Genomic DNA, 19,121 nt, shown 5'->3' with positions numbered 1-19,121 from the left:
ACGATTTTTTCTTTTATTCTATTTGTGATCAATTTAACACTTTTGTGCAAAATGTTTTTCTATTTTGATTCATTTCTAGAATAAAATTCTAAAGAAAGCTTATTTATTCTTCTGAAGACAATTCAATCTTGACCAATGTATGATTCATAAATTGTGCCTAAAACAATAAAATAATCTATGACCACAAAAGAACAAATAATTGAAAAACTAAAAAACTGGCTGGAGAAAACAAAGATTTCGTTCGATAAAGATATTGGATTAAATTGCTGGAATAAAGAATTCAAAAAATTAAGAGATGGAAACGACAAAGAAATCTATATTGTAGATTTTCAAACAGAAGATAAAATCGAATATGATGAAAATGGTGAAATTATTTCATTATTTGAAGGCATGTCTTGCTTTGCTTATTTTGATGCCGAAACATTAGAACTGCTTTATATAATGAAAAAGGCGGGATATATTGAAGCTGACGGTTCTTATTAATACATTAAAAATTCAATTTTCAATCTATTAAGAACCCGTTTTCTACACTAGAAAAACGGGTGTTTTTTTTCATTTATTTTCATTTTTGTCTACAAAATAAAGTACTAAAACGCATAACCACACCTACTTAAACCACTGATTAACAAAGCCATAATATTTCCACAACACACCGTTTCAGAGTATTTCCACAGTGCTCTTGAGATTAAATTCTTTTCTCAAAAAACATAAAAAATACATCTTCATAATTTATCCCACGATCCGTTTTCAATCGTAAATAAGTTTCAACATCAATATCATTTTATCGATAAAAATACTCTGACCGTTTTTCTAAACAGTCGGGACAGGATTTTTATGCTCAAAACCTAAAATCATTAATACCAATAAATATGGATCAAACTACAAAAAAACACATTGATTTACTGCATCCTTCAGTCAGAGAAGAAATGACCAAAATCATCGAAGAATGTGATCTGGTTTTAACCGGAAGAGCAAAAGTTAGAATAACACAAAGTCTCAGAACTTTTCAGGAGCAGGAGGATCTTTATGCTTTTGGAAGAACAAAACCCGGTAAAAAAGTCACGAATGCAAAAGGAGGTCAATCCATTCACAATTATGGTTTTGCAGTCGATATCTGTTTAATTATCGACGGTAAAACAGCTTCCTGGGATACAGCAAAAGACTGGGACAACGACCAAATTTCGGATTGGCAGGAATGTGTCGAAATTTTTAAAAAGCACAACTGGAACTGGGGCGGAGACTGGAAAACTTTTAAAGATCTTCCACACTTTGACAAAAAAGGTTACAGTGATTGGAAGGTGCTTAGCAAATTAAAGCGTGACCGAAAAAACTATGTAATCTTATACAAATAACGCAGATGAAACCTTTTAAATTAAAACATACAGCTCTCCTACTTGTTCTGGCTTTTACCATTACCTCCTGTACTTCCACAAAAACAGCTTTATTTGACCTTTATTCCTATCAAAAAACAATTGCAGTAAAAGTCGAAACTATTAAGTTAATGGAGAAAGCTACTACCCCATATGCGGCTCATAAAGTCGAAATAAATGCTTTATTACTTGACATTGAAAAGTTGACTGAATATGAAAAAAATAAACTCCATAACGAAATCACTTTTTCGATGTGGAAAATGCTAAACGATAAAGAAAAAAATCTTTTGGCCGGTTTTTTCAAACGATGGGAAACAAAAGGAATTTTATCTCCTGCTTTTATACAGGAATCCGAAAAACAAGTTTTGCAAGCTCTCGATTTACTAATTCAATACGAAGCCAAAAAAGATAAAGAGTCAAAAGATGCTCTTTTATATTTAATCAACAGTAATACCTGAAACGATGCATAACGATACATTATTAGACCAATTAAAAAGCAAACTGAAAATTATTATAACAGAAAGTTATAAAGATAACAAATTCGAACTGGAGAAAGATCTGAACTCTTTTTTAGAAATCTCCAGAGAGAAATTGGAACGCTGGCTCTTTCTTTTCTCCTCCGGAAATTTAACCGAAGAAGATTTAGAATGGCTGTTAAAAAGTCAATTCAATTTAATGGAATTTCAAGCACTTCAAACCACCGGAATATCAAAAATAAAACTGAATGCTATTAAAAATAATATTCTAAAAATGATTTTTAAAGTACTTCTTGATCTGGTTATCCCACGGGGTTAAATCTTTGTGTTTCCTCAAAAAAATAAAAACCAAAATACTAAAAATCAACAACTTAAAACCAATAATCAACTTACTGAAACTACTGATTCGCAAGCCTCAAAATCTTGGTAAAAGACAAATTCGGACGTATTTTTACAGTATCAAATAAAGGGCATTTTTTGAATATGGCGCGCAGATTCAAAGGAGCTATTCATTAACAAAAAAACAAAAAGTAACTACATATGAGAGATTTTATCATAGAAGATGACTTGTTAATCACGAATGGAGATTTCGCTATTAAAAATGCAGATCAGCAAAACATAGAACATCTATTGCTAAGTCAAAAAGGAAGTTATAAAGAGTTTCCTATTCTGGGAGTAGGAATAAAAAAATACATCAACAGCCCGGATGCAACCTCCAGGTTAAGACTGGAAAACGAAATAGACAAACAATTATCGTATGACAACTTTCACATAAAAACACTAGATGTCAACGATTTACAAAACATTAAAATCGATGGAAACTATTAAACCACAAGAAAATCAAAACATATTTGATGTCTCTTTACAGGAATACGGAAGTATTGAAAAAGTATTCGACCTTTTAGACGACAACGACAGATTTAACCTTACAGAAGACCTTTCTGTTTACGAAGATTTAAAAATAGGCCGCGAAGCTTTCAAAAAAGATATTGTAGAATATTACAATACCCGAAACTTAAAGCCTGCCACAGCTATTACAGAAGAAGAACAGTATTTACTGGATAATTTCTCCGGAATCGATTATATGATTATTGAAGACGATTTCATCATTTATTAGCAATTTGTGTAGGCTGCAACAATCTGAACAACAGTCCAAAAATTCAGGTTATCAAACAAAAAAGCCTATTCATTTCTCCTTTTAGAAGTCTCTAAAAGAAAACTACTTCTCTGTAGTATTTACAAATAACATAAACAATTATCTCTAAGCATATTACACATGTCTTACAGGCTAAACTATTTCAAAAAATTAAAATATGGCACGTACAATTGCTGAAATACAGAACGAAATTCTGATTGAGAAAGGAAAGCAATCCTCCTTAAACAACTTAACAGATTCAAAAACTGCTATTTGGAAACTTTGGATCAACATAGTCGCCACCGCTATCTGGATTCATGAAAAAATAGTAGAAAAAAATGCGTTGATCTCAAGACCGCATACCTTAAACTGGTACAGAAGCCAGGCCTTAAATTTTCATTACGGCCTTACTTCAACCTCTGATTCCAACAGTAAAATTCCATTCCTCTGGAAAGATGGTTCGTATCAGTTTGACACTACAGGTCTTGACGAAACAGAAATCGAAAAATTAAAAATAATCAAACATTGCGCAGTAAGCGAAATTGATCTGGAAACAGTACTCGATCCTACACAAAAGAAAGACCGGGAAGCTATTTTTTCGGACTACTTCCGTAACAAAGTGGGGGTAGTATTTTTAAAAGTAGCCACGGTAAAAGGAGATAAGATCTCGAGAATAGATGTTCCTAATGAACTCTACGCCTTCAAAGAATATATGGCCAAAATTAAAGATGCAGGAAACCATATTCATATCTCTTCTGATAACGGTGATATCTTAAAATTAAACTTAACCGTTTATGTTGATCCTTTGAACATCTATATTGATCCGACAAATCCGGCAAATCCAAAAAATGGTTCATTGATTCTGAACGAAAAGATATTTCCTGTACAAGATGCTGTCAAAGAGCATTTAAAAAGTATTGAGTTTAATGGCGCCTTTGTAAAAACCTATTTTGTCGATGCGTTGCAGAATACGCCGGGTATTAAAATTCCAGTTGTAAATAAAGTCGAAACCAGCTGGGCTAAAAATCCAAATGACCAGCTAAACCCTCCTTTAGAAGATGTTACTAAAACGGAATACTTTATCCCTAACTCAGGCTATTTTGATCTGGATGCCTTAGAGGTACAGGTAAATTATATTCCTTTTACATTTTACCGAGACAAACAATAGCCTAATACCTATACTATGAATAAATACACTGTTTTAAAATGGGAAAAGCTACTATTATGGCTCCTCCCTCCGGTTGTTAGAAAAAAAACACATCTGGAATGGCTTAATGTTTTACTGGCTCCTCTTCGTACGATTTATGACGACATATTATACAAAATGCAGCATACAGGGCAGGTCATTTATCTGGAAAAAGTACTCAACGACGCTTTTAATCCCACAAAAAATTACGATCCCAACCTAAGTATGGAACAAAAGCGATTAGAGGGGCTAATTTATATAGACGAATCTATCAAACCTGCTATTCAATATGTCTATCTCCACAAAGAATACTACGAACCGGATATTACTTTGCCCGACAAAAAGGTAAAAAAAGGAGCTTTAATGATTCCACAATTAAACATTTTCACTAATAATGAACTTAAAAACAGAGACAACAAACCGGTTTATCTCGCACATCGCAAAGATTATACAGAGGTAAACTACGCCAATTTTAGAGTGTTTATACCCGAAAATCTAATTAAGAATCAAACCATAGCTGTTCAACCTAATCAGGACAGTACTGTAGAGAAAACGGAGCCGATCGACGTGACCGATTTAAAATATCACAATCTTCTTAATTTCTATAAACTGGCAGGAAAAAGTTACGAAAGCTATTGTTATGTGCAGGAAAGCATGGACTAAAAAATCGCTCCAAAAAACCATTGACGATTAACTAAATCATTGGTATTAAAACAAATAAACAACATACATTAAAACAAATAAAAAAATGAAACAAATAAATTTTAGCCATGAAGGAGGTTTCCCTCTCGAGCAGGAAACTTTAGAAAGACTTCAGAACGCCTACAGAACGGAGTTATTTGGAGCTTTAAAAGCACATTTTGGCGTTGCAATCGGTGAAAATTGTATTATCGCCGAACCAACAGCCAATAGAGACGGTTGGGCTATAGTACATGATGAAAAGGATTTTTTAAAAGAAGGCGTTTTATATCCTATCCGAAATACGACTGTAACAGGCTATCTAAAAACAATTCGAACAGGCACAAACCTGGTTTACGGAACAGGAAGATCTCAAACTGCTTATTTTGATTTTGAAGCCGTGTATATTGAATTACCAGAATATACTGCTGGTAAAGCAACTCCTGAAATCGACAGAGACGACCTAAAAGTAAGATATTATCAGTTGAAAGATTTTAGAACGATTAAAGATATTCCTGCTGTCGAACGTATTTTGAAAACACTTCAGGATCAAATTGATGCGAATAAAGAAAAAATTCTAAAAGCAACTGAAGATATTGCAGAGATTAATAAATATTTTCCCGGTATCAAAACAGACGTTACTAATCTTAAGTCAGACGTCATCAATATTAAAAAAGAATATCTTCCTATAGACGGCTCAAAAGCCATGACCGGAAATCTAACGGTAGAGGGAAAAGTATATTTAAAGCAGACCGGCAAGGAAAATCCTGATGGTTCTATATTACTGCTGGACAGTTCAAATCAAGTCATTAAAAGTGATACCATAATCAGCCATTTACTTGACCGTGTTACAGAATTAGAAAAGAAAAAGCCTGCAGAATCTGCCATTCCAAAAGGAATGATTGCTATTTGGGGGCGACCTGCTAATCAAATCCCGGAAGGCTGGCAAGAATATGCTCCTTTGAGAGGAAGAATGCCTGTAGGATTTGATCATACTCAGTCAGAATTCAATGAAATTGAAAAGCCAGGAGGTGCAAAAAATAAAACCTTAACAATTGATGAAATACCAAGTCACAGACATGCAGTTGGACTCTTTTCTGGTACAGGTTCTACTGGTAGTGAAGACTGGATATCTGAGCCTTATGAAGAAGACGCACGAAGAGCAGGTAATTATTCAGCTCCAGAAGGCGGAGGTCAGCGGTTTTCAATTCTTAACCCTTATAGCGTAGTTCATTTCATTGAATATACAGGACTTCCAAATAATACAACAAAACCAGAACCTCCAACAAATCTAATCGTAACAAAAGCTACCAGTTCCAGTGTATCTCTAAGCTGGACAAAAGCTACTGGTAATGTGGAGGGCTACTTACTATCTATAGATGGGGGTGACCTTATTTCATCAGACGACATTGATAATCACACTATCACAGACTTGTCCCCGGAAAGACCTTATACTTTTACCGTTTTTGCACAAGACACTGCAGGAAATATTTCAGACGGCAGCACAATTACTAAAGTTACCCCTCGGGTAATTCCGGTACCACAATCTTTAAGATGTCGTATCGAACAGAATGAGGTTATTATTGAATGGGACCATGTAACAAGTTACACTCCTATTACTTATTTACTAGTGAGAAAAATAGAAGGAATTCCTGGAAGTAACGCAACATTTGCCAAAACAAGTTCTAATCTTCGAACAGATTTTTTTGGCAATTATGCACAAATGTACACACATCATTACAAAGTACAAGCATTAGGTGAAGATGGGAATGAATCTGAATTTAGTGCTGTAGTTGCCAAAAATGTATACCCGTATGATCCTAACTGTTTCGATGTAGAATCTCTTGTAACTATGGCATCAGGGCAAACCAAAAAGCTAAAAAATATTGTCATTGGTGATAAACTCCAGGGATTCTCCTTCCCAAATGAGATTGACGAGTCTGAGGGCGATTATATGACATGGAACGGAAAATTAAATGAAGCCGCCAAGGCGGAGGTAACCGTAACTGACAAAAGGACAAGTATCCAACCCAATTATTATGAAATTAAAACACCGGATACAACAATCAAAGTTACAGGAGAACATCCACTGTTGGTAACTGAAGATGGTGAAAATCTAAAATGGACGCGTGCTAAAGATGCACAGCAAACGATGTTATTGATTGACAAACTCGGAAAAACCATACCTATTGAATCGATTGTATTCAAAGAAGAACCTCTTGAAGTAGCTCTTCTGGATGTCGAAAATGTAGACAATTATGTTATTTCAGGAATCGTTGCTCACAATACAAAAGTTGATCCACTAGAATAAACCTTATTACTCTTTTGGGGGAATATATCCCCCAAAAGATTCCTCATCTCTCCTTTTTAACCTAAACTAACGCTATGAAAATTGTAAAATTTATTTTTACCGCTTTGGCATTGCTGTGGCTTTTGATAACCATCCTGATCACGGCACAAGTAGCCATCCTTATACTACCAATCCTTTTTATTTCGAAAAAACATTACACCGAATGGATCCTCTTTACATTTGCCTTAATCTGCTCTTTTGGCGTTTACCCCATTTCTTTTATCTATGCCGCCATCAAATGGAAAGGTTTTCTAAATTATTTAAGAAAACTCAGCTTAAGTATTGATATCTCAGGAAATATGGTCGCCGGGGCCTTATTGAACGACAACTTTATTGCGAGCACTTCCGTCCATAAATTTGGCGTTGTTCAGGAAACGATCAGCGACAATTTAGGCGAAAACGAAAGAGACAATACCTTATCCGTTTTCGGAAAGAGATTTACCAACCTGCTTGGCGTAATTGATTTTGATCACGCCAAAAAGTCTATAGTAGAAGATTAATTCAACCCTAAACCTATGATGATGCATAGAATTACAGAATATTCAAATGAATTAAAATTATTGCTTTATGGAATTTTTATTTACCTGGAAATGGATGCAGAAATTGTTAAAGTGCTGTTTTATTTAATGGTATTGGATACTTTTTTAGGCATTGTCAAAACCATTGTATTGAATAATTCTTTTAGCTTTAAAAAACTGGCCTTAGGATTTGTATCCAAACTGGCCGTATTGTTGATCCCAACAGCTTTGGCGTTAATGAGCAAAGGACTCAATTACAACTTCAAATGGTTTGTCACCATTGTAATGGATTTACTGATCGTAAGCGATGGCATTTCAATCATCAGCAATATAATCGCGATAAAAACAAAAAAAGAAGTAGAGAATTTCGATGCCATGACTTTGATTTTGAAGTCGATCAGAAATCGTTTGATACAACTTTTCAAGAGAATTTTGATTACAATTGACCCCAGATATCATGTAGAAGAATAAAGCAATACACTTTTAAACAGAAAAAAATTAAAACAAACAAAATGGCAACAAATATAAATACTATTCTGAGCTGGTTCAAAACCAGATCAAAGCCCACACAAGAACAATTTTGGGCATCTTGGTCAAGCTTTTGGCATAAAGATGAGCAGATTCCACAAGCTTCTATTTCTAATTTGACCACAACTTTAGACACAAAAACGGATCAATCTCAGTTTCACGCTCATATCACAGACGATAATGCTCATCTTGCAGCCTTTAGAAAAAAAATTAGACAAAGGCGATTACAACGGAACAGCGCAACATTTAAAAAATGATATTGATTCTGTAGAACAAAATTTGCTTGAGAATTACTATACGATTCCAAAAATAGATAGCAAAATTTCTGAAAAACAAGATGTGCTAACCGATGTAAACTTTGGCACATTCCAAAACACATTAACAACAGTAAGCTCAATTTCTGACACTGATAAAATTCACTTTCTAGCTGGTAAATTAACCCGTATAATCTCGTGGACAAACTTTAAAAATTTGTTCAAAACAATAAACGGGAATTCCATTTTTGGTACTGGCGATGTAACTTTAGGAGACATGACAACTGATACAGACCAATCTGTATCAGGAATCAAAACTTTTCTAAATGGAAAATTTGGTCTGAGAAATGTCGCTAATACTTTTTCTTCTTTCTTTACAAATATTAATACCGCTTCTAGAACATACACCTTACCTGACAAAAGTGGAACGATAGCATTGACATCTGATATGCCTACAAATATTGTAAATAATGGCATTCAAAATTTCCTGGGAAAATACAATAACAGTAATGGTATAGTTCCTTGTAGGATTAATGATGACGGTACGAGAATTGGGATTAATAATACAAAACCATACTCAAAAGATTTTGAATTCGGAAATAATGCCAATTTTGAACTTGGGGTTAGACAATCTGATACATATAATATCGGAAGAGATTTAATTGTCTCGGCTGGCAGGACTATAAATTTTGTCGAAAGCTCAGAATTTATCGCTTTAAATCAATCTTTTCGACCATGGTATCAAATGGCTGTAAATTCAAATACAGGAAATGTTTATGCTTGTGGCTACACACATGGTTTATACAAGCAAACGGCTGGATCGGGAGATTTTCATTCGATAGCTTTCACGGGTCAACTTTTACTAGGAGTAACAGTAAATTCTTCAAACAATGATGTCTATGCTTCTATTATAAATGGCGATATATATAAACAAACAGGTGGTATAGGGCCTTTCGAACCAATAGGAGCGGGAAATAGGCAATGGTGGAGTATTGCAGTAAATTCATCAAACAATGACGTGTATGCCGTTGTTTATGGAGGTGATATTTACAAACAGACGGGAGGTACAGGACCATTTGTCGCTGTAGGGGCAGGAAATAGAATATGGCATAGCATTGCGATAAATTCGTCAAACAATGATGTGTATGCTGTTGTAGTGGGTAGCGAAATTTTAAAACAGACTGGAGGTTCCGGTACATTTAATTCCTTAGGTCAACCTCCTAGAACTTGGAAAGCAATCACGGTTAACTCGATGACAAATGATGTTTTTGCCGCTGATGGTGGGGGTGATATATATAAACAAACAAATGGCACTGGAAATTTTATTGCACAAGGTCTAACAGCTAGAAACTGGAATGGTATAGCTGTACACTCAATTACAGGTGATATTTATGCTTCCGTTCATACTGAAGATATCTATAAACAAATAAACCAAGCAACAGGAAATCCTAATCTTGACGGTGGCATTCTAAAATTAAAAGCTGGTACTGGAAAGGGCTCTGGTGAAAGTCGTCAAGAATTTTACACTGGTCAAAAAACGATTTCCGGAACTAATATGCAAGCAGAAACATTACGATTTTACATAGACGAAAACGGATTTTTTGTTTATTTAACTCCTCCAATTTATACAAGTGATGCAGCCGCAGATGAGGACACTAATCTTCCTTCAGGCGCGTATTATAAAATAACCGGAGATCGCACGCTTTTTCAAAAACCATAAACTTATTTTTTTTTTTAAGAATCCTCATTACGATTGACCCCAAATACTATGTAGAAGAATAGATTCAGAATATTCCGTACCTTTTTACAAAATCCATGAATATATTGCAACTATTAAAGTAACCGTTATAAATCAAAAACCCCTCTTACAAAACAATAAGAGGGGCTATATCTATACATTTTACATTTTACATCTCACACCCTACTTCTTAATAAATTTCTGCACATAGTTTGCTTTATCGGTCACTATATTGATGATGTACATTCCATTGGCAAAGTCACTAACGTTAATCTGATTGTTATTGAATTGAGTGTTAATTGATTTCCCTGAAATATCATAGACCGTTACTTTTAACACTTCGTCTTCCGTTCTAATGTTCAATACATCTGAAACCGGGTTTGGATAAACTGCCAGTTCTAATTTCGTGAATTCACCGGTACCTAAATTAGTTGTTGTATTTACAATGATTGATTTTTCAACCCATTTTCCATTGGAATTAAAACGAATCACCACTGTTGCAGTACCCTGAGTTTTTGGAGTCAGAACCAATTCGTCATTCACATTTATTATGGCCGAAACCACCTCTGTATCACTAACTGACTTTACAGATTTTACAATCGCCGCCGACAAATTATCAGTATCCGAGACAATGTTTTTTAAATCGATTACAGTTGGTTCTTTTACCGAAACTTCCGATGGCAGAGTATTGCTCACTACAGGTGCTGCATTATCCGGAAAAACAGTCATGCCGGGAAACCAATAGTAATCGTCTAAAACTCTTGTCTGAATTAAATTTCCTGTACGATCAAAAGTATGAACCCAGTTTTTCTGAAAATGTGCTCCAAATCCGTTTTCTGTAGTATTGAGAATCAGCTCATCTGAAACCGGATCAATACGCAGGGCGGCACCATAAGGAATTTGTTTAAAAGCATCTGTCTGACCCGGAATCGTTGCAAAATTCTCATTAAAGGTTTTTGAAGTAATATCAAATTTTACAATTTTTGTTACTGAAGTAAAAGAACTGATAGCGTTTATCCAAAACAAAGCATTCTCCTGCGTGCTATAAGTAAAACTTCCCGCGTTCCAGGCTCCCCAGGAACCCGGGTATTTAGTTGTTGGAATTGCATATTCGGTTACTGTAAAAGTTGTAGCATTAATATTGATTAGCTTTTGATCCTGAATTCCCCATACACTTCCGTCTTTGGCCTGAACTACAGAGTGGAATTTACCGGTAATAGTCTTAATCAAAGTATTAGTAGCAGGATCGATTATCAGCATTCCTCCATTTTGTGTTACTGCAAATACATACTGAGACGTACGAATCATATTGCCAACCTGTCCTGCAGTACCTGTGCCTGCTAATAAACTCCCTACCTTCAAATTGGCAATATCAAAAAGATAAATACCTTTTGAAGTACCGATATATCCTGTATTTTCATTTACTCCAACAAACGAACGTCCATCTGCTCCAATGTTTGCAAATCCGGCAATTTTTTTCATGGTTTTAGCATTGGCAACAACCAATCTTCCGCCTGGACTAAAATTTTGATCTCCTCCACTTGCTGCCTGTTTGGAAATAAAATAAAAATTATCTCCATAAATTGTTCCATAACAAGTGGTCACGCCAAAGGTTTCATTGTTGTTCGCTATACTATAAATTCGGTAATTAGTACTTCCGTCTTTATTAATAAAATTCACAGAACCATTGGTATGTCCGAACCAGTCTTCATTTACCATAAAAAATCCATTCGTAAAATCTGTTGCTTCTCCATAAGGTACAACCGGAGTAAAAGTTCCGGCAATAGGAAGCCCATTTTTAGAGGGTGCGTAATTCCAAACATCCCAGGAATCATTTTGCAGAATACGGCCAGATGCCCCTGTACTTACGGCAGTAAAATCAGCATCGGCAGGATTTTTCCCCCAATACGTCCACTCACCATTTGTCCATCCGGATTGCCAGTGATCGTTTGTATCAATTGCTGTGTAGCTGTCAAAGTCATAAGCAGTCGTATTCACAAAACCATTTGTTGGATAAAGAGGATAAGTATAATCTGTCCCTTTATAAAGTCCGATCGTTTTAATTCCATTCAGATCAAAACCCAATCCTCCCACCGAAGATCCCGTTTGTGTTCCCTTATACAACAGAGCGAAAAAACGACGATCTGCTTTTAGTATGGCCTTCAACATGTCTTCGCCTGTGGCGGTACCCTCCCATCTGAATCCCCAGACTAAAGCATCGGTATTTTTACCATCATTCCACTGCACCACAAATGCTGCCCGATTAGAGCCTGTGCCTATCCAATACTTAATATCATCAAAGGTTGCTACAGCAGTCGTGTTTTTGGCAATTTTATTTTTCGCTGCTGTTTGTTTATTATTATTTAGAATTGTGCCCTCCAATACTACCTGACCACGTATAAAAAAGACAGAAAGGAACATCAATAATAACAAGTAATTTTTCTTCATATTCAATTTAATTTTAATTTTTCATTATTTAAGATACAGGTCATAAGCTCCGGCAACATCTGTAGAAACTTCTCCCAGCCAGCCTGCTTCCTGATTGATTGCGGTATGTATTTTGACGAAATCTATTCCGGGAAGTTTTACGTATTTTCCGTTTTTGTCTACCGCCCAGGAAATATCAATATTAGAACCTTCGTCGCTATTAGGTGCATTATCGGCATAACCAAAATCAAATCCTGTGCCTACCCAATAGTTTCCGGTACCACTTTGATCATAAAAATTGTCTTTTATTCTGGTTCCTTTCAAAGTATAAGAAGCCTCTGAAATCCATAGCGGATAATAGCTTTGTTCGTGAAATCCATTTTTAGTTTTATATCCTGAATTCCCCTGACTGTCTTCCCATTTAATGTACTGTACATCAGTCTGCCAAAAATCCTGACCTGCAACAGCCGGTTTGTTAGGATCCGGTTTGAAATAAGTCACACTATAGTTCTTCACGGTAGTATTTTTAAAATACTCGCTTCCGGCTATTTCATACCATTCGTCCTCGTCGGGTTTTCCATTCTTATTTTTATCGTAAGCCACCAGAATAATTCCGGGTTCACAAGAACCTGAACGAGTTTCCTTTGTGTCATTAGCCCAAAATGCATTTCCCAAAACTTTAAAATCACGGCCATTCATGTTTGGAATCGTATGATCAAAACCAAATACAATATAGCCTCCAAATCCGCCTAGAGATATCATACTGGCATTAGAACCAACGAGTGACTTTTTTGCGGCATTGATCAAATTACTTTCGGTATTTCCCGGTGCGTATAAGGGAAGTTCATTGGTAAACTGACCGACTCCGGGACGAAATTCCAGTACATTAGAGATGTACTTACTATAATTTCCGGTCTCTTTTGTTACATTGATAATCGATTGGAATGTTTTTACAACACCATTGGTTTCCACTTTTAACGTTAAGGGATAGCTCTTTAAATACGGACTGATAAAATCCAGTTGAAGGCTTTCTGAGATCACTGAATCTTTAATACTCCAGGTTAATTTTGAATTACTATTTAATTTTAAATCAATATTGAGCACTTTAAAACGATCTATCGTATAGGATTCTTTTAGTATTTCTCCAAAATTTTCATTTTCCGCTTCTTCTTCCCGATCCGTTCCACAGGAAATAAATCCCAATAAAAGAGTTACTACTAGTGCGCATTTTAAAAATGCGAAAGGGGCTTTTTTCATATTTTTTTATTTTTATTCTTTAATGACACATGATTGCTGAGGTACAACAAAATAAATTTCCAGTGAGGTAACATCTAATTCTTTATTCTTTATTCTTTATTCTTTATTCTTTATTCTTTATTCTTTATTCTTTATTCTTTATTCTTTATTCTTTATTCTTCACTTTTCACAACTTACTTTTTAGTTATAAAAGCAATATGTGCTGGAATATTACCTGCCGTAGTTTTCCATTTTAATTTTCCTTCGGGAGTAAAACAGTAGATGTAACCTGTTACTACGTAATTTTGGGCATCGGTAATGTATATTTCTTTCGTTTCGGGATTTACCTGTAAACCGTAAGGAATCATGATATGCTTTTCAGTGCCGTCTGTAATGATTTTATCGTTAATCACTTTTTTGGTCTTTGTATCTAATATTCCGTACGTAACCTTATTACTGTTGGTCAGATAGCTCCATGAAACACTGTAATAATAGAGCAAATCATCGACCAGACAGGTTGCTGAAACGGGAATATCAAGCTGCATTTTCTTTTCATCCGTCTTCGTATCAATCACAAAAAGATTAGACGGTGTGTTGTAATAATCACCTCTGGAACTCACATAAATATCACCTCTGCTGTCTACCTGCATGCTATGAAGGTTAATCCCTACATCGATTTTTTTTATTTCGGTAAAAGTTTCAAGATCGATAACAGATACTGTTCTGTCATAATTAGGTACTTTGTAACCTCCTGAATTGGCAACATACAATTTTCCGTTATGTACCACCATTTGTTCCGGCTGATAACCAACGGTCACTTTGCGTTTTATTTCTAAGGATGTCGTATCTATTTCGGCTACAAATCCAATTTCGGCATTTGGATCAATGGCAACAGGGCCTGAATAGGAACTTACGTAGGCTTTATTTTTGTAGAAAGTGACATATCGGCAATTCGGAATGTCTATTTTTTTGATTCGTTTTGCGGACCATTTGTCGATTACCTCAACCTTATTGGAGCAGTTAATAACCGCATACACTTTATTCCCGTAAATTTTTATATCATTACCCACATCCCCCAGTTCTTTTACTACTGTTGGATTGCGTTCGGAGTAAATATCGGTGGTATAATTCCCGGTTCTGTAATTGAACACGTCAATACTGGCGCGGTTCATTCCCATATTACCTTCGTTTAAAAGATAAAATCCTTCTATTTTGCCATCGCTTCTGGGTGCGGCTACACTTTTATCCGAAGAGGGAAAAATAGTTTCTTCTTCTCTACAGGAAACCAAAAGAAGAGCAACAAATAAACTAAGCAGGAATCGGGTACTTCTCTTTTTCATAGTGCAATACTGATTATAAATTTTAAAGTACGGCCCGGCATCGGATAGTTATAAATCACTTCATACTGCTGATTCAGGGCATTGTTTAATTCGATTGTTCCTTTTATTTTATACTGATGAAAAGAGAACATTTTCTGAACCGCCAAATCATGTGTGTACCAAGGCTGCACTTCATTAATTTTGATATTGTTTACATTTCCGTTGTAGCGTTTTCCTACATATATAAAACTGTAGTTAAAATTCCATGACTTATAATCTGCATTTAATATTCCGGATCCGCTGTGCCAGGGTGTGTAAGGAATCTGATCTCCGTAAGAGGATAATTCCAAACCAGCAAACTTGGTATAATCTCGACTCTCCGAATACGTATAGGTTAAATGAGTGGTCAGATTTACTTTGCCGAAATGCATTTTCATATCCACAGCCGACTCTATCCCCTTTCCTTTCACCTGCCCGATATTAGTCATCATCCAACGGAATAAATTTCCGGTTGGAGCAGCAATTATTTTATCTTTAGTATTGGTATAATATCCATCGACCTGAAGAGAAAACTGATCCAGGAAACCTTTCTCTACTGGTATGTTGTAGGTAAATCCAATGTCATATTGATTCATGTATTCGGGCCTTAAGGTACTGGAACCGACCATCGTATAATACAAATCATTAAAAGTGGGCATTCGGAACATACGTTTCGCAAAAGCTCTTACATTAAAATCATAGGCTATAAAAGGAGTGTAACCCAAAAATATAGCAGGAGTAAATTCTGTTTTATCAGGAGCTTTGGCATTGTAACGTACTTCTTCCTGCACGTGCGTTCCCACAACGCTGCCCAGAACTTTAAAGCCATCCAGTCTATAGGAACTTGCCAGGGCAAACAAAGCGGTGTAGCGCTCCGGATAAGAGAACAGGGTTTTTATCCCTTTTCTGGTTGCATTAAGGCGGTTGTACTGAAAATCAGTTGACAACGAAACGTCCCAAGTGGGTAAAATCTTGTACAGATTGACTGCTGAAAAATAATATTCCTGTTGGTAATAACTATCGTCAGATTGAGCGCCTTCGGTAACCACTTCACCCAGTACACTGGTGGTGTCTCTGGCTACATAATGAGTATAATCATAAGCATATTTTGCCTTAGCCTGAAATTTATATCTTTCGCTAAGGTCTTTTATAAAAGTACCCTGTGCAAAAAAATTCTTGTCGTACTGTCTAAAACCATCCGAAAACTTATTTTCTACAATAGCTCCCGGTGCTCCTCTTTCGGAACCGTAATAATACACTTTCGCATCCCAAGTGCCGTTCTTCATTTTCCCATACAGACCAGACTCGAAACGAAATGCTTGTATATCACTATTGTGTCTCGTGGCTGAGGTATCATAAGCCACAGTACCGTCGAGATTGTTTCTTTTGTATCTGAATTTGTATTCGCCATTAGATTTTATGTATTCAGAACTGGCGCTCCAGCTTACCTTATCACTTAATTTATGCTCCAATCTAAAAGAAAGATCATTGTAATTGATAGACATGGTTTTATAACGCAGTAAGAAATTGGTCTTTTTGTTATTCTCAAAAACAGGCCGTTTGGTGCGCAAATAGATAGTAGAAGCTGCCGCAAAATCTTTAGCCGACTGAAATATTTCACTCTTCTGACCATTATACATGGTGAGAGATTCCATATCATCGAGAGAGTATTTTCCTAAATCTGTAACTCCGTTCTGTGCATTTCCTAACTGAATTCCGTCGTAAAAAACACCCACGTGATGCGTTCCCATGTTGCGTACATCCACCGTTTTAAGTCCGCCCAAACCACCGTAATCCTTGATTTGTACTCCGGCAAAATAACGAAGTGCATCGGCAACATTGTGGCTGGCTAAGTTTTCAAGCAGTACTCCTGAGAGGCTTTGTACGGGAATCACTTCCTGATAAGGTTTTGCTTTTAACAGTACTTCTTTCAAAACCCTCAGACTGTCCTTAGTAGTCTGCGAGTGAAGTACGACGGGAGCTAACAATACGAAAAGAAATAAAAGTAATTTTCTGGTCTTACACATCACTGATTTAATTAAATAAACTTCGGGATATGATCGTCAAAAAAGCAATAAGGCAGGATCCCGTTACAAAATAACAGGTCCGTTTATTGTTGTTCAACTTTATTCCACGAAAGTCTTAAACTATGTGATTCCGGCAGGTCTCCTGACTTGTTCCATCTTTAAACTGCCTTCTCATCCCGCAAAGCGGGGCAATGGCATGAGTAACGTTAAAGACTTTTACAGAACTTACAGTAGCGGGTCTGTTCAGGATTTACACCTGATTCCCTTTTAACTGTTTTCTCTAAAGAAAAAACAGACCTTAATCTGGCCGTAAAGATAGAATTATCTTTATAAAAACAAGAGTTAATTAGTTCATATTACACTTTTGACAATGAATGAGACCAAATTTCACTCATTCATTAAAAGAATGCTGTTTTAAACATTCTTCACTTTTTTAAACCTACCCGTAACAAAAAAGCATTTTTGCGACCAATAATAGGTTCAGTTGGATTGCTTTTTTATAAACATTGAAGAACTGAAACAAAATCATTCAAAACAGGAATTGATTTTATTAATAATGAAGTGAAATAGAAATATTAAAAGTAAATTAACAAATCCCGAGATTTTTGCGTCTTTATATTTGTTAAATTGCGCCCCTGTAAATGAAGATGCCCCTCGTACTACATATTCTTCGAAAAACTCTTGTAAAATGGACTGGAGAAAGGTTTTGGGCCGAAAGTCAAAATTAAAAGAACACTAAAAGAGAAACAAAAAATTCAATGAATACAACAAAGGCTTCCATTATTGCTATTGGAGGATATGTACCGGAAACGGTTTTAAGCAATACTGATTTAGAAAAAAGAATAGATACAACAGATGAGTGGATTACCTCTCGAACAGGCATAAAAGAAAGAAGAATATTGGATGACCCTGCACTGGCAACCTCAGATATGGCTTCTTTCGCCATTAAAGATTTAATAAAAAATTATGATATAAATCCTCTGGATATTGATTGTTTAATACTCGCAACATCAACACCCGATCATATTCTTACTCCCGCTGCCAGTTTGGTATGCGAAAAAGCAGGATTGAAAAGCGCCTGGGGATTTGACCTTAACGCTGCCTGCAGTGGTTTTTTATACGCACTTTCGGTAGGTGCAAGCTTTATTGAAAGCGGCAGATACAAAAATGTTATCGTAGTTGGTGCCGATAAAATGAGTTCGATCGTTAATTACGAAGACCGAAACAGCTGTATTTTATTTGGTGACGGCGCTGGTGCTGTACTTTTACAACCTACTACAGACGGTCGTGGGATTCATCAAAATATTTTCAGAACAGACGGAACAGGTGCTGAATTCCTTTCTGTACGTGCCGGAGGTTCTCTTTTGGCAACAACAGAAGAAACCATTCAAAACAAACAGCACTTTGTACATCAGGAAGGAAGAACCGTTTTTAAACACGCTGTGAGAAACATGAGCGGTACTTCGAAAGAACTAATGGAAAAAGCTTCATTGACTCCGGAGATGGTAGACTGGGTAATCCCCCATCAGGCTAACTTAAGAATCATTCAGGCAGTAAGTGAAGAAGTTGGTATTCCTATTGAGAAGTTTAAAGTAAACATTCAAAGATACGGTAACACTACAGCGGCAACCATCCCGTTATGTCTTTGGGATTTCAAAAACGATTTCAAAAAAGGAGATAATCTTGTTATTACGGCTTTTGGAGCAGGATTCTCCTGGGGCAGTATGTACATCAAATGGTAAATAGTATATAAAAAAATTACGCTAAATTCTTATGCTGAGGTAACTCATCATAAATTCAATATCGATTTCAAACAAAAAAACAATCAGGACAAAATGTA

18 protein-coding genes and 1 riboswitch are annotated in these 19,121 nt (G+C 35.9%); of the genes, 14 read left to right on the top strand and 4 right to left on the bottom strand.

The window, feature by feature from the left end; genetic code table 11:
- The first annotated feature begins 177 nt into the window (after positions 1–177).
- The 13 genes from C245_RS0118070 to C245_RS0118015 all read left to right on the top strand — a co-directional run bounded on the left by C245_RS0118070 (position 178) and on the right by C245_RS0118015 (position 10,215).
- The gene (locus C245_RS0118070) at positions 178–483 is read left to right on the top strand and encodes a hypothetical protein (protein WP_017498020.1); all 306 of its coding nucleotides are present in this window, start codon (positions 178–180) and stop codon (positions 481–483) included.
- Between the two features lie 386 nt (positions 484–869).
- Positions 870–1,352 (top strand): M15 family metallopeptidase, encoded by a 483-nt coding sequence (locus tag C245_RS0118065; RefSeq protein WP_017498019.1) that lies wholly within the window; start codon positions 870–872, stop codon positions 1,350–1,352.
- 5 nt (positions 1,353–1,357) lie between these two features.
- The gene (locus tag C245_RS0118060; RefSeq protein ID WP_017498018.1) at positions 1,358–1,828 is read left to right on the top strand and encodes a hypothetical protein; all 471 of its coding nucleotides are present in this window, start codon (positions 1,358–1,360) and stop codon (positions 1,826–1,828) included.
- Between the two features lie 4 nt (positions 1,829–1,832).
- Positions 1,833–2,165: a hypothetical protein gene (locus tag C245_RS0118055; protein WP_017498017.1), complete on the top strand. Its 333-nt coding sequence runs from the start codon at positions 1,833–1,835 to the stop codon at positions 2,163–2,165.
- A 221-nt stretch (positions 2,166–2,386) separates the two neighbouring features.
- Positions 2,387–2,674, top strand: coding sequence for a hypothetical protein (locus C245_RS0118050; RefSeq protein WP_017498016.1), 288 nt, complete (start codon positions 2,387–2,389; stop codon positions 2,672–2,674).
- Entirely contained in the window at positions 2,661–2,963 is a 303-nt protein-coding gene (locus C245_RS0118045; RefSeq protein WP_017498015.1) for a hypothetical protein, read from the top strand. Before C245_RS0118050 ends, C245_RS0118045 begins: the two co-directional genes overlap by 14 nt.
- A 196-nt stretch (positions 2,964–3,159) precedes the next feature.
- Positions 3,160–4,149: a hypothetical protein gene (locus tag C245_RS0118040; protein WP_017498014.1), complete on the top strand. Its 990-nt coding sequence runs from the start codon at positions 3,160–3,162 to the stop codon at positions 4,147–4,149.
- A gap of 15 nt (positions 4,150–4,164) precedes the next feature.
- Entirely contained in the window at positions 4,165–4,830 is a 666-nt protein-coding gene (locus C245_RS0118035) for a hypothetical protein (RefSeq protein ID WP_017498013.1), read from the top strand.
- Between the two features lie 85 nt (positions 4,831–4,915).
- On the top strand, positions 4,916–7,156 hold the full coding sequence (locus C245_RS0118030; protein WP_017498012.1) for a fibronectin type III domain-containing protein: 2,241 nt from the start codon (positions 4,916–4,918) through the stop codon (positions 7,154–7,156).
- 74 nt (positions 7,157–7,230) lie between these two features.
- Positions 7,231–7,695, top strand: a complete 465-nt coding sequence (locus C245_RS0118025; RefSeq protein ID WP_017498011.1) for a hypothetical protein — start codon at positions 7,231–7,233, stop codon at positions 7,693–7,695.
- 15 nt (positions 7,696–7,710) lie between these two features.
- Positions 7,711–8,184: a phage holin family protein gene (locus C245_RS0118020; protein ID WP_232424383.1), complete on the top strand. Its 474-nt coding sequence runs from the start codon at positions 7,711–7,713 to the stop codon at positions 8,182–8,184.
- 41 nt (positions 8,185–8,225) lie between these two features.
- A complete protein-coding gene (locus C245_RS24420) occupies positions 8,226–8,498 on the top strand; it encodes a hypothetical protein (RefSeq protein ID WP_198288059.1) in 273 nt (90 codons plus the stop codon).
- Positions 8,431–10,215: a hypothetical protein gene (locus tag C245_RS0118015; RefSeq protein WP_157495904.1), complete on the top strand. Its 1,785-nt coding sequence runs from the start codon at positions 8,431–8,433 to the stop codon at positions 10,213–10,215. Before C245_RS24420 ends, C245_RS0118015 begins: the two co-directional genes overlap by 68 nt.
- 201 nt (positions 10,216–10,416) lie before the next feature.
- On the opposite strand, the gene C245_RS0118010 is transcribed toward C245_RS0118015, so the two are convergent.
- The 4 genes from C245_RS0118010 to C245_RS0117995 all read right to left on the bottom strand — a co-directional run bounded on the left by C245_RS0118010 (position 10,417) and on the right by C245_RS0117995 (position 17,281).
- Positions 10,417–12,681, bottom strand: a complete 2,265-nt coding sequence (locus C245_RS0118010) for a DUF5074 domain-containing protein (RefSeq protein WP_026110142.1) — start codon at positions 12,679–12,681, stop codon at positions 10,417–10,419.
- A 24-nt stretch (positions 12,682–12,705) separates the two neighbouring features.
- The gene (locus tag C245_RS0118005) at positions 12,706–13,917 is read right to left on the bottom strand and encodes a hypothetical protein (protein ID WP_017498007.1); all 1,212 of its coding nucleotides are present in this window, start codon (positions 13,915–13,917) and stop codon (positions 12,706–12,708) included.
- 173 nt (positions 13,918–14,090) lie between these two features.
- On the bottom strand, positions 14,091–15,236 hold the full coding sequence (locus C245_RS0118000; protein ID WP_017498006.1) for a YncE family protein: 1,146 nt from the start codon (positions 15,234–15,236) through the stop codon (positions 14,091–14,093).
- The gene (locus tag C245_RS0117995; RefSeq protein WP_026110140.1) at positions 15,233–17,281 is read right to left on the bottom strand and encodes a TonB-dependent receptor; all 2,049 of its coding nucleotides are present in this window, start codon (positions 17,279–17,281) and stop codon (positions 15,233–15,235) included. Before C245_RS0117995 ends, C245_RS0118000 begins: the two co-directional genes overlap by 4 nt.
- A gap of 114 nt (positions 17,282–17,395) precedes the next feature.
- Positions 17,396–17,597, bottom strand: a riboswitch (cobalamin riboswitch).
- Positions 17,598–18,039: 442 nt separating this feature from the next.
- On the opposite strand from C245_RS0117995, the gene C245_RS0117990 reads away from it, so the two are divergent.
- Positions 18,040–19,023 (top strand): beta-ketoacyl-ACP synthase III, encoded by a 984-nt coding sequence (locus C245_RS0117990; RefSeq protein ID WP_017498004.1) that lies wholly within the window; start codon positions 18,040–18,042, stop codon positions 19,021–19,023.
- Positions 19,024–19,121 lie beyond the last annotated feature (98 nt).

The organism is Flavobacterium sp. WG21, from assembly GCF_000335775.1.
In the GTDB taxonomy this organism is placed as follows: Bacteria; Bacteroidota; Bacteroidia; order Flavobacteriales; family Flavobacteriaceae; genus Flavobacterium; species Flavobacterium tructae.
The sequence above is the reverse complement of the archived record's forward strand: the minus strand, read 5'-3'. Positions and strand labels throughout refer to the sequence as shown.